At 60.5% G+C, this 13184-nt stretch carries 13 protein-coding genes; 7 read left to right on the top strand and 6 right to left on the bottom strand.

Annotated features, from left to right (window positions below; translation table 11 throughout):
• Positions 1-188 precede the first annotated feature (188 nt).
• From VJV58_RS11225 to VJV58_RS11205, 5 genes are all read left to right on the top strand, one after another.
• Positions 189-722 carry a hypothetical protein gene (locus VJV58_RS11225; protein WP_324137416.1) on the top strand — a complete coding sequence of 178 codons (534 nt, stop codon included), beginning with the start codon at positions 189-191 and terminating at the stop codon, positions 720-722.
• A 312-nt stretch (positions 723-1034) separates the two neighbouring features.
• Positions 1035-1724 (top strand): response regulator transcription factor, encoded by a 690-nt coding sequence (locus VJV58_RS11220; RefSeq protein WP_324137415.1) that lies wholly within the window; start codon positions 1035-1037, stop codon positions 1722-1724.
• Positions 1711-3084: a sensor histidine kinase gene (locus VJV58_RS11215; protein ID WP_324137414.1), complete on the top strand. Its 1374-nt coding sequence runs from the start codon at positions 1711-1713 to the stop codon at positions 3082-3084. The genes VJV58_RS11220 and VJV58_RS11215 overlap by 14 nt, the downstream gene beginning before the upstream one ends.
• A gap of 149 nt (positions 3085-3233) precedes the next feature.
• Positions 3234-3422 (top strand): hypothetical protein, encoded by a 189-nt coding sequence (locus VJV58_RS11210; RefSeq protein ID WP_324137413.1) that lies wholly within the window; start codon positions 3234-3236, stop codon positions 3420-3422.
• A 175-nt stretch (positions 3423-3597) separates the two neighbouring features.
• Entirely contained in the window at positions 3598-5526 is a 1929-nt protein-coding gene (locus tag VJV58_RS11205) for a pyrroloquinoline quinone-dependent dehydrogenase (RefSeq protein ID WP_324137412.1), read from the top strand.
• Here VJV58_RS11205 and VJV58_RS11200 read toward each other — a convergent pair whose 3' ends face one another.
• From VJV58_RS11200 to VJV58_RS11175, 6 genes are all read right to left on the bottom strand, one after another.
• A complete protein-coding gene (locus VJV58_RS11200; protein WP_324137411.1) occupies positions 5527-6708 on the bottom strand; it encodes an MFS transporter in 1182 nt (393 codons plus the stop codon).
• 1 nt (position 6709) lies between these two features.
• Positions 6710-7645, bottom strand: coding sequence for a polyphosphate kinase 2 family protein (locus VJV58_RS11195; RefSeq protein ID WP_324137410.1), 936 nt, complete (start codon positions 7643-7645; stop codon positions 6710-6712).
• A 30-nt stretch (positions 7646-7675) separates the two neighbouring features.
• A complete protein-coding gene (locus VJV58_RS11190; RefSeq protein WP_324137409.1) occupies positions 7676-8374 on the bottom strand; it encodes an NUDIX hydrolase in 699 nt (232 codons plus the stop codon).
• A gap of 15 nt (positions 8375-8389) precedes the next feature.
• On the bottom strand, positions 8390-9418 hold the full coding sequence (locus VJV58_RS11185) for an ABC transporter substrate-binding protein (protein ID WP_324137408.1): 1029 nt from the start codon (positions 9416-9418) through the stop codon (positions 8390-8392).
• Positions 9419-9495: 77 nt separating this feature from the next.
• Positions 9496-10284, bottom strand: a complete 789-nt coding sequence (locus VJV58_RS11180) for an ABC transporter permease (protein ID WP_324137407.1) — start codon at positions 10282-10284, stop codon at positions 9496-9498.
• Between the two features lie 71 nt (positions 10285-10355).
• Positions 10356-11180 carry an ABC transporter ATP-binding protein gene (locus tag VJV58_RS11175; protein ID WP_324137406.1) on the bottom strand — a complete coding sequence of 275 codons (825 nt, stop codon included), beginning with the start codon at positions 11178-11180 and terminating at the stop codon, positions 10356-10358.
• A gap of 119 nt (positions 11181-11299) precedes the next feature.
• On the opposite strand from VJV58_RS11175, the gene VJV58_RS11170 reads away from it, so the two are divergent.
• Together VJV58_RS11170 and VJV58_RS11165 are read left to right on the top strand one after the other, a co-directional pair.
• Positions 11300-12091 (top strand): ATP-binding cassette domain-containing protein, encoded by a 792-nt coding sequence (locus VJV58_RS11170; protein WP_324137405.1) that lies wholly within the window; start codon positions 11300-11302, stop codon positions 12089-12091.
• On the top strand, positions 12088-13184 hold a 1097-nt coding region (locus tag VJV58_RS11165), incomplete at its 3' end, for an ABC transporter permease/substrate-binding protein (RefSeq protein WP_324137404.1). The genes VJV58_RS11170 and VJV58_RS11165, both read left to right, overlap by 4 nt.

Here is a 13184-nt window from a genome sequence, read left to right as displayed (position 1 = left end):
GCGGGTCGCATAGCGAGAAGCGCTGGCCGAGCACGACGCCGCCGCCAGGAGCGCGCTGCTGCGAAACTAATTTTCGTGTCAGAAACTGTCACATTTGTCATTTGAAAACATTGGACCCTTTGGCTCTGCTTCGCGTCTTCTCGTTGCGGCGGAAATCGTCGCGCTCATTAGATCGAGGAGGAATTGGGATGAACAACAAGGTCCTTAATTGCCTCGTTGCGTGCGCCCTTGCCACAGCGCTTGGTGTTGCCTCGCCGGCATTGGGTCGCGGTGGCGGCGGGGGCATGGGTGGAGGCGGCGGGCATGGCGGCGGAATGGCAGGTGGCATGGGAGGTGGCATGGGAGGCGGAATGCACGGGGGTGGATTTGGTGGTGGGATGCACGGCGGATTTAGCGGTGGCATGGCAGGTGGGATGCATGGCGGCGGCATGCATTTCGGTGGAATGAGCGGAGGTCCGCGTTTCGTCGGCGGAGCCCGTTTTGCCGGCGCGCCCTTCGCCCACAGCGCATTCTCGCCGCGAGTCTCACATTTTGGTTTCCGGGACCACGGCTTCCATAATCGTCACTTTGCTTTCCGCAACCACCGCTTCCATCATCGCTTCCGCAGCTTCGCCTTTTTTGGCGGACCGTTTGTCTATGCCGCATACGACGGCTGCTGGCGCCGAAGCTGGACGCCGTACGGATGGCAATGGGTCAATGTCTGTGGCTATGACTACTACTAGGGCGTTTTTCGAGCGAAGTGGATGCCGGTTCGCGTGAAGAAGACGCGTCAAGCTAGCGCTCCGGAAAAGCCTTGCAGAGTGTTACCAACACGAGCGCGATGGCAGCTTTTACAAACTGCCATCGCGTAGCTCGCGAGCAGCGATCCAGATAAAGCGAATGAGAGGTCCCCGGCTTTCGATGAGCACTCGCCGTCGGCGGCTCACGGAGTATTTAGATTATGCGCGTTTCATCTGGTATACTGTTCGTTCTGCGACTTCCGATTTTCTGGACTGGGTTCGGCCCGACGGTCCAGTCGTTCGGACACCGAAGAAATGACAGCTCACCGCCGCATCCTGGTCGTTGAAGACGACGCGGAAACCGCCGGCCAACTCGTAGACTCGCTTACGACCAGCGGTTATCGAGTCGATCTGGCCGCAAGTGGCGCCGAGGCACTGACCCGCGGTGCCGCGGGTGATTACGCCGTGATCACGATCGACCGCATGCTTCCGGACATCGATGGCATTTCAGTGATGCGCCAATTGCGTGATGATGGCGTCGCCGCGCCTGTCCTGATCATCAGCGCGCTCGGAGAAGTCGACGATCGCGTTCGGGGATTGCGAGCCGGCGGCGATGATTATCTGGTGAAGCCATTTTCTTTTATCGAACTCCTGGCGCGCGTCGAGGCACTTGGCCGACGTAGCGACACCATCGTCAAGGAAACCTACCTAACTGTCGGCGACCTCGCAATCGACCTGATATCGCGAACCGCGAGTCGGCGCGGTAAGGACATTGTTCTCTTGCCGCGGGAATTCCAGCTTCTGGAATATCTGGCGCGCAACAAGGGACGCGTAGTGTCGCGGGCCATGCTGCTGCAGCACGTCTGGGACCTTCATTTCGATCCCTCAACCAACATTATCGACGTCTATGTCGGGCGCGTGCGCCGGAAAATTGACGATCAACAGGCCTATCCATTGATCCATACCGTTCGCGGTGTCGGGTATTGCCTTCGTGCTCCTGGCTAAAACCTTAACTTCATCGACCTTCAAACTGGCGCTGATTGCGATCGGGTTGTTTGGCCTGATCGTGTCGGCCATTTTCGCTTACGTCTATGTTTCCACGACCGGCTATGTACGGAGCCGATCGGATCGGACCATCATGCTGGAGTATTCGAGCCTGCAAGGCGCTTATCAACGATCGGGGCGCGACGGGTTGCTCTCGTTGATAAAACAGCGGATGGCGGATCAGAGTTTTTCAGACAACTTTTACCTGCTCGCCGATGCCTCCTCCACTGTGCTGGGAGGCAACATCAATTCATGGCCACCCACGGCCACGGCCGCCTACGGATGGAACGAGTTTCGCGCACCGCAACACTCGCCGAATGAGGCAAGCCGGCCCCTGATAAGGGCGATGGTCGGAACATTCCCGCCTGGCGATCGCCTGTTGGTGGGACGCGATATCAGCGACCTTGATCATTTCACCGATCTGATGAAGGTAGCGGTGATCTCAGGCGCGGCGCTGATGTTCGTGCTCGCTGCGATGGCGAGCATCCTGGTGAGCCGCCGGACTGTCGGTCGAATTGAATCGATTAACGCGACCAGCCGGGCGATCATGCTCAGCGGGCTTGACAAGCGTATCCCACTCCGCGGCAGCAACGACGAATGGGATCGCGTGGCAGAGAACCTGAACCTGATGCTGGACCGGATCGAAACATTAATGGGCGAGATCAAGCAGGTGAGCGATAATGTTGCTCACGACCTGCGGACACCGCTGACGCGAATGCGAGGACGACTAGAAAAGGCGTACCACAGCGAGCGCATTGCCAATGACGATCAGTGGCTGATCAGCGAGACGATTGCCGACCTCGATGCTGTGCTGGGAATGTTTTTGTCGATCACGCGGATCGCGCAAATTGAGACCCAGGCGAGAAAGGATGCCTTCCGCACCGTGAACCTGGCCGAGATCGCGAGCGAAGTTGTCGAGCTGTATGATGCCGCCGCCGAGCAGGACGGCACTCGTCTGGCCGTCACCGGTGAAAGTGAGGCGTTGGCGACCGGGGATCGTGACCTGATCTTCGATGCGATCGCCAATCTCGTCGACAACGCGATCAAGCACGGCCGCCCGGGAGGAAACGTCGTCGTATCCGTCGAGAACATAGACGGTAAGCCGGTCGTCTCGATTGCCGATGACGGGACCGGAATTCCGCCCGATCAATACGAGCATGTATTCAAGCGCTTTTACCGGCTCGAACACAGTCGCTACACCCCGGGCAACGGTCTCGGGCTTAGTCTCGTCGCGGCCGTCGCGCGTCTTCACGGCGTAAAAATAGAGTTGCTCGACAATTCACCCGGCCTGAAGGTCAAGTTGTGGTTTTCCGCGCGTTAAATAATGGCTGAAGAGATCACACCCACCATAAAATGCCGGCGTCGCATGTGAGCACTCCCTGTTGAGGCCCTGGAAACTGGCTTGGCTCTTGACGGGCGGTCGAGCCAGCCTAGCTCCGTAGAATGCTTCACGCAAAGCAGGAGACAGACATGGCAAGCGGAATGTTCCGTACCAGCGACGGATGGGTGCAGGTCGATTATGACGGCACCAACATCCCCATTCCGCGTTCAAAATACGAGGAGAATGGATACAAGCCTGACTTCGACAAACTCCCGCTCGAAGCGGATTATTGGGCTGCTCAGGAAAAGGCAAAAAGCCAAAACGCCAAGGGTGCCTAGGAGCGAAATGTTGAGGACGGCGCCGCTCGCCCCGTTTCCGAAGCGGCTCGTCATAAGCTCGCGCACTTTGTCCCGGCAGACCAGCCGCTCATCCCAGGTGGTCTCGACGCACGCAATTTCCAGCGCTTGGATAAGCCTCATCGACGATCAAAGGGATTGTCGCCAGGAGGGTCGGATGCGAGCGCTTCGGATCGTGACTTCACTGCTGCTGATGTCAGCAAGTTCACATTTTGCCGCCGCTGAAGAGCTTGATCGGGCAGCAGCCGGAGATTGGGCGTTTTACGGAGGAGATGCGGGAGGAACCCGCTATTCAGCCCTGGATCAGATCAACAAGGCGAATGTCGCCCAACTGAAGCCAGCATGGGAGCTCCACACCGGGGATGTTTCCGATGGCAGCGACGGGCGACGGAAAAGCGAATTCGAGGCAACGCCGATCGTTATCAGCGGGACGATGTTCCTGAGTACGCCTTTCAATCGCGTTCTCGCCATCGACCCCGAGAATGGAAAGCAAAAGTGGAGCTTCGATCCAAAAATCGATTTGCGAAAGGGTTATTCCGAGGGCCTTGTGAATCGCGGCGTTTCGTTCTGGTCCGAGCCGGGCGGGAGCGGCGGTCCATGCCATCAACGGATCTTCCTGGCTACCATTGACGCACGCCTGTTTGCGCTTGATGCGTCGAGCGGAGATCCCTGTGCCGACTTCGGCGCCGGCGGACAAATCGACCTGAAAGCCGGCATATCCAACATCCGGCGTCCCGGGGAGTATGAAGAAACCTCGGCACCGGCCGTGATCGATGATCTGGTGGTCGTCGGCTCCGCAATCGCCGACAACGATCGGGTCGATAGCCCCGATGGGGCGGTCCGCGCGTTTGATGCCAAGACCGGCAAGCTCCGCTGGACATGGCATCCAATTGAAGGAAATCTGGCGCCGACGGGTGCGGGGAATGTCTGGTCGACCATTTCAGTCGACGCGCAACGCGGGCTGGTGTTTCTGCCGACGGGTAGCGCGAGTCCGGACTATCACGGCATCAAGCGGCCGGGTGACAACAAATGGGCAAATTCGGTGGTCGCATTGTCGGCCAAAACCGGCGAACTGGTTTGGGGATTTCAGCTCGTTCATCACGATCTGTGGGACTACGACACAGCCGCCCAGCCGGTGCTCGCGATGATGCGCCGCGCAGGCGGCGAGACTCCCGTCCTGATCCAGGGCAACAAGACCGGCAATCTGTTTGTGCTGGACCGGGAAACGGGCAAGCCGGTTTTTGGCGTGGAAGAGCGCCTGGTGCCACGAAGCGAAGCAACTGGCGAGGATGCATCGCCCACTCAACCATTTCCGTCCCTGCCGCCCGCGCTGGCGCGACAGCAGCTCAGCGCGAAAGATGCCTGGGGCATTAATCCGGAAGAGCGTGAATCCTGCCGCACTCAGATCGAGAAGCTCAAGTCGGACGGCATTTTCACGCCGCCCAGCGTGCAGGGCACCATAGCATTTCCAGGCAATCTCGGCGGCATGAACTGGAGCAGCGGCGCATTTGACCATCAGCGCCAGCTATTCGTCACCAACATCAACAATCTTCCGATGGAAGTTCACCTCATCCCGCGAGACGAATTCGGACCCGCCGAAAAAACCGCGCGCCAGGGCGCCCCAGGTGCGGAAGTATCGCCGCAGCACGGTACTCCCTACGGCATGAGCCGTCAGGTTCTTCATTCGCCACTCGGATTGCCCTGCAGCCCTCCGCCTTGGGGTGAGCTGGTTGCAGTCGATCTCTCAAATGGATCGATCCGCTGGAGAGTGCCTCTCGGCACTACGGCCGATATGGTCAAAGACCCCTCGCATGTCATTGCGGGCACGCCGAATTTGGGTGGTCCGATCGTTACCGCGGGAGGCCTCGCCTTCATCGCGTCGGGCATGGACAATTATCTTCGCACCTTTGACACCGACACTGGAAAAGAGCTCTGGAAAGGCCGCCTTCCGGCCGGCGGACAAGCACTGCCGATGACCTATCTCGCGCGACAGAACGGCAAACAGTTCGTGGTGGTTGCCGCCGGCGGACACGGCAAGCTCGGAACTAAGCTGGGGGATTCGGTGGTCGCGTTTTCGCTGCCCTAGTCACTGCTGTTGATCGTTGGCCAAGCCGAACCACGCCAATGGGAGCGCGATGCCGCAAAGGGCTGCCATTGGGAAGAACGACGCGCCTCCGTACCTGGCGTATAGAATTCCTGACAGCAACGTCAGCGCGGCGGTGGTGAACCCTGCCCCAAATGCGTAGATGCTTTGAGCCGTCGCGGACAAGCTAACCGGAACGAGCGCCCCCATCATTCGCATGGAGGCAAGATGGAGCAGCGCGAAACTCAATCCGTGCAGCGGCTGCACAAGCGACAGCGGCAACACCGAGGTGGTCACGCCGGCAACAGTCCAACGTATCGCACCGGCGCTCGCGGCCAGCGCCGCCGCGCCACGCGGTCCGATGCGGGCAAGCAGTGCCGGGCCGATGATCAAGAATACAATCACTTCAGCGGCAACCGCCTCCGACCATAGAATGCTGATGACCGACGCGTCCATACCGGCATCGCTCCACCTGATCACGGCAAATGCGTCATGCATCGCGTGACTTCCATAGATCAAGGCCGAAACCAGAAGAAGGATGCGAAAGCGCGATATCCCGAGAAGCCACGACACGCGATTCCCGGCGGGCAACGCACCGGCGGGCGGGCGGGATTGGTCACTTGCATGAGGCAACAATGCCGTTGCGGCCGCCGCCGCAAGTAGGAGCGCCACATTCATCCAGATGATCGGATTGAGGTAAGTGCGGCTGATCAGTTGGCCGATGACCAGCGTACCCAGCACGAAAGCCGCCGATCCCGCGCCTCTGATCCAGCCGTATTCAAATGGCTTGCCCGCCCGCTCCGGCTTCGCTGCATTGACTGATAACGCGTCCGCAATCGAGGTGGTGGGGGCAAGTGCCGCAGCCTGCACCGAAGCTACCAGAAGCAATAACCAGAAACTGTTTGCCAGCAACAGTGTCGCGGCCGTAGCACCCGCCACGACGGCGCAGGCGGCGAGCGCAACGCGTCGTGATCGCCAGAGGTCGGCAAGCCTTCCGACCAAGGGGCCAGCGCCGAGCCGCACCAGCATTGCAGCGCTCAGAATAAAACCTATCTGCTGCGAACTTAAATCTCTCGTTTCGAAAAACTTCGGCCAGAACGGCGAGGCAACGCCAAAGGCGGCGTACAGTGCGCTATAAAGAAGGATGTAGGCAACAGGTCCACTGATGCGCACTGTCGGAAGCATACTATTTCGATTTCGGCTTTTTTGGCTTTCCGTCGCCTTCGCTCTCGAGCGCAGTGCGCACCTGCTTGAATTCCTGCAGCGACGCCGCGTCGGCGTGGGGGAATCGTAGGTCGAGCGTTTCGAGCGTGCTGACGATCGCGGAGCCGATCACCACCCGCGCAAACCATTTGTGATCGGCAGGAACCACATACCAAGGCGCCGCCGCCGTTGATGTGTGTCGCACGATGTCCTGATACACGGCCATGTATCGCGGCCAGAGCGCACGCTCGGCGATATCGTTCATCGAAAACTTCCAGTTTTTCGACGGCTCATCGAGCCGGTCGAGAAACCGCTCGCGCTGCTCCTCCTTGGAAATATGGAGGAAGAACTTCAGGATCACCGTACCGTTGCGAGTCAAGTAACGCTCGATCGCTGAAATGTCCTCGAACCGCTCGCGCCAGATGTTCCTGCTCACCAGCGGGTCCGGGATTCTTTCCTTGGCGAGCACATCCGGATGCACCCGCGTCACCAGGCATTCCTCGTAGTAAGAGCGATTGAATATTCCGATGCGGCCACGCTCGGGCAGCGCAATCATGCTGCGCCACATGAAATCGTGATCGAGCTCACGGGAGGAAGGCTGCTTGAACGAATAGACCTCGCAGCCCTGCGGATTGACCCCCTGGAAAATGCTTTTGATCGCACTGTCCTTGCCGGACGCATCCATGCCCTGAAGGATCACCAGCAATGACCAGCGATCGTCCGCGTACAGCCGTTCCTGAAATTCAGTCAGCCGCGTCCGGTTCGCTTCGATGATCTTTTCAGCGCTTTGTTTATCGAGCCCGCCCTTCTCGTCGGTCTTGGACGATTTCAGGTGAAACTTGCCTGATCCGTCGAAGCGGAACGGCGCTATGAACGGCTTCAGCTCGACCCCAAGCGATCGCGAAGCTTTCTTGCCCATGGACTAAGACCTCCACTCACCTGAATTGATCTACGCGGCTATCTCTGACTCGATGAATGCAGTCACAAAGCGCGGCATCGCCGGCGTGAGATCGCGCTTCTCGCGCACCAGATGGATCCGGGATAGTTCCGGTTGCGATTGCCGTGCAAGATTGGCTTCAATCCTTGCGCGCAGCATTTCGCCGGTGACATCGACCTCCAATATCCTGATCATCGCGATCACCGCGCCACTGACGACGCAGTCCCAATGGGCGCTGGCCCGGTACTCTTCTGGCCTCAGACCGGTTTCTTCCTCAACCTCCCGCGCGACGCTGCCGGCAATATCGACCGCACCTCCCTTGAGATCGTCGGGATCAGGCGTGCCCGAGGGGAAATAGACCCGCCCCGCATTGGCGGTATGCCCGGCCATTTCGCCGAGCACGAATGCTCCGTCCGAGCAACGCAGCGCGCCCATTCCGAAGCCGTTGAAAACGCTACCGTCGGGAAAGCCCCAGTCCCGCCAGGCCAGGAAACTTGCGAAATCCGCATCGAAATAACGGGCGCTGAACCGCTTGGTGGAAAAATCGGGATCGCGCCCGAGCAGGATGCGCCCATTCCAGATCGGCTTTTCGCGCTTCTTGACCGCAAAATGCGCCTCGATATCGGCGCACTTTTCGTTGGCGAATGGCCAGGGCCACGGCTCAAACCCTAGATCGAGCGTCCTGACGCGATGAATGGTCGGATGCGTCATGCCGCCCGACCGGGCTTATTTCGCATTCAACCCCGTGGTCTTCTTGGCACGTTCGACATATTTGTTGGTGAAGGTCTTGCTGACGTCGATATTCGCCTTTGCCACTTCAGGCGAGCTCTCGCTGAACACCGCCAGCACTGCGTCCGCGCCCTTCGGGTCCATTTTGCCGGTTTCCGAATACATCGGGATCGTGTTCTTGAGCGCGGCGAGATAAAGCTCCTTGTTCTTGCCGACCACTTCCGGCGGCATCTTGGCCATGATGTCTTCCGGTGAATGCGAATGGATCCACCCAAGCGTATTCACGATCGCATTGGTCAGTGCCTGTACTTCCTTGTCATGTGAGGCGACCCAGGCGGCGGTGCTATAGAGCGCGCCACCCGGATATTCGCCGCCGAACACGGCAAGCGTATCCTTTTGCGTGCGGGTGTCACTGAGGATGCGCAGGTCCGGATGGCTGCCCTGCAACACCGTGACCGATGGGTCCAGCATCACGGCAGCGTCGATCTGGCCCTGCTCCATCGCGGCAACGGCGGTCGCGCCGAGGCCAACGCCGATCACGGCCGTGCCGGTGGGATCGAGACCGTTTTTCTTCAAAAGATATTTCAGAAAGAAATCGGTCGAGGAGCCCGGCGCGCTGACGCCGACTTTCTTGCCGGCAAGATCCTTGATCGATTTGATTTCGCCGTTGTGCGACGGAGAGACCACCAGCACGAGGCCGGGATAGCGATCGTAAACCACGAAAGCCTGCAGCTCCTGCTTCTTGGCGGCGAGGTTGACGCAATGATCGAAGTAGCCGGAGACCACATCGGCGCTGCCGCCGAGCACCGCCTTGAGGGCGTCCGACCCGCCCTTGAGGTCCACCAGCTCGACGGCAAGGCCGGCCTTCTCGAACTCGCCAAGCTGCTTGGCCAGTACGGTCGGCAGATAGCACAGGCAGGAGCCGCCGCCGACCGCGACGGTGATCTTGGTCTGCGCGGCCGCGAGACCGGCTGTCAGCACCAGCACCGACAGCGCCGTGGCCAGTCTGCCCAAAATCGTTCTCATGGTCTTCTCCGTACTGTTCATTATTCCTGCAGGATAGAGCAGCGCGCCTGCCTTGAGAAGACAGCAGCGTTCCGACTTTAGCCCCTGTTTTCAATGGGCTCCGGCCGCCACACCAGAAGCCGCCGCTCGACATGGGTCACCGCCAGATCGATCAGGATGACGAATGCCGACAGCACGAACATGCCCGCGAACACGCCGGCGACGTCGAATACCCCTTCGGCCTGCTGGATCAGATAGCCCAGCCCCGCCGCTGAGCCGAGATATTCGCCAACGACCGCGCCGACGACCGCGAACCCGACCGAGGTGTGCAGCGACGAGAACATCCATGACAAGGCCGACGGCCAATATACGTGGCGCATCAACTGCTGCTCGCTCATGCCGAGCATGCGGCCGTTGGCGAGCACCGTGCCGCTGACCTCCCGGACGCCCTGATAGACGTTGAAGAACACGATAAAGAATACGAGCGTGACGCCGAGCGCCACCTTGGACCAGATGCCAAGCCCGAGCCAGAGCGTGAAGATCGGCGCGAGAACGACGCGCGGCAACGCGTTTGCCATTTTGACATAGGGGTCGAAAACCGCGGCAACGAGCGGCTGGCGCGCGAACCAGAAGCCGACCAGGATGCCGCCGAGCGAGCCGATCGCGAACGCCAGAATAGATTCCCACAGTGTGATCAGAAGGTGCTTCCAGATTACGCCGGTTGAAAACCAATCGACGATCTGGCTGCCGACGTCGATCGGATTGGAAAAGAAGAACGGCGGCAGCAACAGGTGCCCGAAAACCGGCACAGTCGAGAACAATTGCCACAACGCCAGCGCCACGACAGCGACCAGCAATTGCAAGCCAAGCAGTGCGAGCTTCGACACGCCTCGATCTCTCCCTTTTTCGCGCCCGGCGGCGCAATTCCTTGTGCCGAAATCCACGCACACCCGCGCCCTCACCCGGCGGATTGCGCGTAGCCTTTCATCACCTCATCCTTAAGCACACCCCAGATCTCCCGGTGCAGTGCATGAAATTCATGGTCTAGCCGAACTTCCGAAATGTCGCGCGGGCGCGGCAGCGGTACGCGCCAGTTGCCAATGATGCGCGCACCGGGCCCCGCCGACATGATCACGACACGGTCCGCAAGCGCGATCGCTTCTTCCAGATCGTGGGTGACGAACAAGACCGCCTTGCGATCCGCGTTCCACAGATCCAGCAGCAGATTGCCCATGATCTGGCGGGTCTGCGCATCCAACGGCCCGAACGGTTCGTCCATCAGCAATATCTTGGGGTCGCGGATCAGTACCTGCGCGAGGCCAACCCGCTTGCGCTGGCCGCCCGACAGCATATGCGGGTAGCGGTTGCCGAACGCCCCGAGACCGACCTTCGTGAGCCAGCGTTGCGCCCGCTCCAACGCATCGACGCGCGGCGTGCCTTTGACCTCCAGCCCGATCGCGACGTTGTCGATCGCGGTTTTCCAGGGAAACAATGCGTCGGCCTGAAACAGATAGCCGGCGTCGCGATTGAGCCCGGTCAGCGGCGCATCGAAGATGCTGATAACTCCGGAAGCCGGTTTCAGCAGCCCGGCCGCAACGTTCAGTAGGGTTGATTTTCCGCAACCGGTCGGCCCGACAATGGCGACGAACTCTCCGTTCTCGACCGCGAGCCGCGCTTTTTCAACCGCGGTGTAAACGCGGTTATGGGCCAGCGGGAAGGCCACCGTCGCCTCATGAAGCGCAATCGCCGTCGGCTTTGCGGTGATGTCCGCCTGCACGCGCATTTCTCCATCCATTGCCATGTGCGGAATACCGCCACGCTAGCGACAATTCAACCGATCGCCGCGATAAGCAAGCGCTGCATCCGCTTGGTTGCCCAAGGCCGGTGTGATAGTCCCGGGAAATGACCGCTGCTTCGCCACTGATCGCATTCGCGCACGTCGGCAAGAGCTTCGATGACGGGCGCGTCAAGGCTGTAGACGACGTCACGCTTGATGTCGCCGCTGGCGAGTTCGTCGCCATCGTCGGCGGCTCGGGCTCAGGCAAGACCACGTTGCTGCGACTGGCGAACCGCCTGATCGAGGCCGATAGCGGCAGCATCACCGTGGAAGGCGAGGACGTGCGCGCGCTTGATGCCGTGTCCTTGCGCCGCCGCATCGGCTATGTGTTCCAAAGCGGCGGATTGTTTCCCCACATCAGCGTCGGCGGCAACATCGGAATTACGCCGAAACTGATCGGCACGCCCGTGCCCGATATCTCCGCGCGCGTCGACGAACTCCTCGATCTCGTCCAGCTGGATCGCGCGCAATACCGCGACCGCTTTCCCCATGAACTTTCGGGAGGACAGCGGCAGCGCGTCGGGGTGGCCCGCGCACTGGCGGCAAGGCCCCGCATCGTGTTGATGGACGAACCGTTCGGCGCCCTCGACCCAATTACTCGCGATACGCTCGGTGACGACTACCGCAGCCTGCACAACAAGCTTGGCCTGACCACGGTCATGATCACCCACGACATCACCGAAGCCATCTTACTTGCGGACCGCATCGCCGTGATGCGAGCGGGCCGGTTGGTCGCGCAGGGCACGCCGGCAGAGCTCTCGAGCAGCGACGAGGCGTACGTGAGCGAGCTCCTGCGCACGCCGCGCCGCCAGGCCGACCGCCTGAGAGTGCTGCTGCCGCGCGAGGCTGGGGCATGAACCTGCTCTCGGATCCGCGCTGGGGTGAGGCGCTGGCGCATTTGCCTGACTACCTCGGCAATCATGTCCGCGTCAGCCTGACCGCGCTGACGCTGGGACTTGTGGTGAGCCTGCCGCTTGCGATTGCTGCGCGTAACCGGCCGGTGATGCGAAGCGCGCTGCTCGGGGTCGCCAGCATCGTGCAGACGGTACCCGGACTTGCGCTGCTGGCACTGTTCTATCCACTCTTGCTGGCGCTCGCATCCTTGTCGCTGGCCTGGTTCGGATCCGGCTTCTCGGCGTTCGGATTTTTGCCGGCCGTGCTGGCGCTGGCGCTGTATTCGATGCTGCCGGTGTTGCGCAACACCATCACGGGCTTGCGCGGCGTCGACGCGAGCATCGTCGAGGCTGCACAGGGCGTCGGCATGACGCGTCGCCAATCGCTTTTCATGGTTGAACTGCCGCTGGCGCTGCCAGTGATCATGGCGGGTATCCGTACCGCAGCGGTTTGGGTGATCGGCACCGCGACGCTGTCCACGCCAATCGGGCAGACCAGCCTTGGCAACTACATTTTCGCGGGCCTACAAACTCAGAACTGGGTTTTCGTGCTGTTCGGCTGTCTCGCCGCCGCGGTACTGGCGCTCGCGGTCGATCAATTGTTGGCCCTGATGGAGACCGGGCTTCGGCAGCGCAGCCGCGCCCGCGCAGTATCGGGCGCGATCGGTATGGCTGCCCTGATAGCGGCGACGCTGGTGCCCTCTGTAGCGCGGTCGCCGTCGAGCTATATCGTCGGCGCCAAGACGTTTGCCGAACAATATGTGCTGTCGGCTTTGATCGCGCAGCGGCTCCAGGCAGCCGGCTTGAGCGCCAACACACGGGAGGGGCTTGGCTCCAACGTGATCTTCGATGCGCTGGTCTCAGGTGATATCGACGTCTATGTCGATTATTCCGGCACGCTGTGGCTGAACCAGTGTCACCACACGGACATCAAACCGCGCGACGAATTGCTGCGCGAACTGAAAGCGAAACTGGCGCAGCAGAACGTGACGCTATTCGGCGAACTTGGGTTTGAGAATGCCTATGCGCTCGTCATGCCGCGCAAGCGCGCTGAAGC

This window comes from Bradyrhizobium sp. (assembly GCF_035273305.1).
In the GTDB taxonomy this organism is placed as follows: domain Bacteria; phylum Pseudomonadota; class Alphaproteobacteria; order Rhizobiales; family Xanthobacteraceae; genus Bradyrhizobium.
Note: the sequence above shows the minus strand (reverse complement) of the source record. Positions and strands in the feature narration are given on the sequence as shown.

What these genes read in the sequence shown, in the direction of transcription:
- VJV58_RS11195 (WP_324137410.1), bottom strand. Translation starts at nt 7,645, where the DNA reads ATGGGCAAGAAAGCTTCGCGATCGCTTGGGGTCGAGCTGAAGCCGTTC.
- VJV58_RS11220 (WP_324137415.1), top strand. Translation starts at nt 1,035, where the DNA reads ATGACAGCTCACCGCCGCATCCTGGTCGTTGAAGACGACGCGGAAACC.
- VJV58_RS11205 (WP_324137412.1), top strand. Translation starts at nt 3,598, where the DNA reads ATGCGAGCGCTTCGGATCGTGACTTCACTGCTGCTGATGTCAGCAAGT.
- VJV58_RS11170 (WP_324137405.1), top strand. Translation starts at nt 11,300, where the DNA reads ATGACCGCTGCTTCGCCACTGATCGCATTCGCGCACGTCGGCAAGAGC.
- VJV58_RS11210 (WP_324137413.1), top strand. Translation starts at nt 3,234, where the DNA reads ATGGCAAGCGGAATGTTCCGTACCAGCGACGGATGGGTGCAGGTCGAT.
- VJV58_RS11175 (WP_324137406.1), bottom strand. Translation starts at nt 11,180, where the DNA reads ATGCGCGTGCAGGCGGACATCACCGCAAAGCCGACGGCGATTGCGCTT.
- VJV58_RS11185 (WP_324137408.1), bottom strand. Translation starts at nt 9,418, where the DNA reads ATGAGAACGATTTTGGGCAGACTGGCCACGGCGCTGTCGGTGCTGGTG.
- VJV58_RS11225 (WP_324137416.1), top strand. Translation starts at nt 189, where the DNA reads ATGAACAACAAGGTCCTTAATTGCCTCGTTGCGTGCGCCCTTGCCACA.
- VJV58_RS11200 (WP_324137411.1), bottom strand. Translation starts at nt 6,708, where the DNA reads ATGCTTCCGACAGTGCGCATCAGTGGACCTGTTGCCTACATCCTTCTT.
- VJV58_RS11190 (WP_324137409.1), bottom strand. Translation starts at nt 8,374, where the DNA reads ATGACGCATCCGACCATTCATCGCGTCAGGACGCTCGATCTAGGGTTT.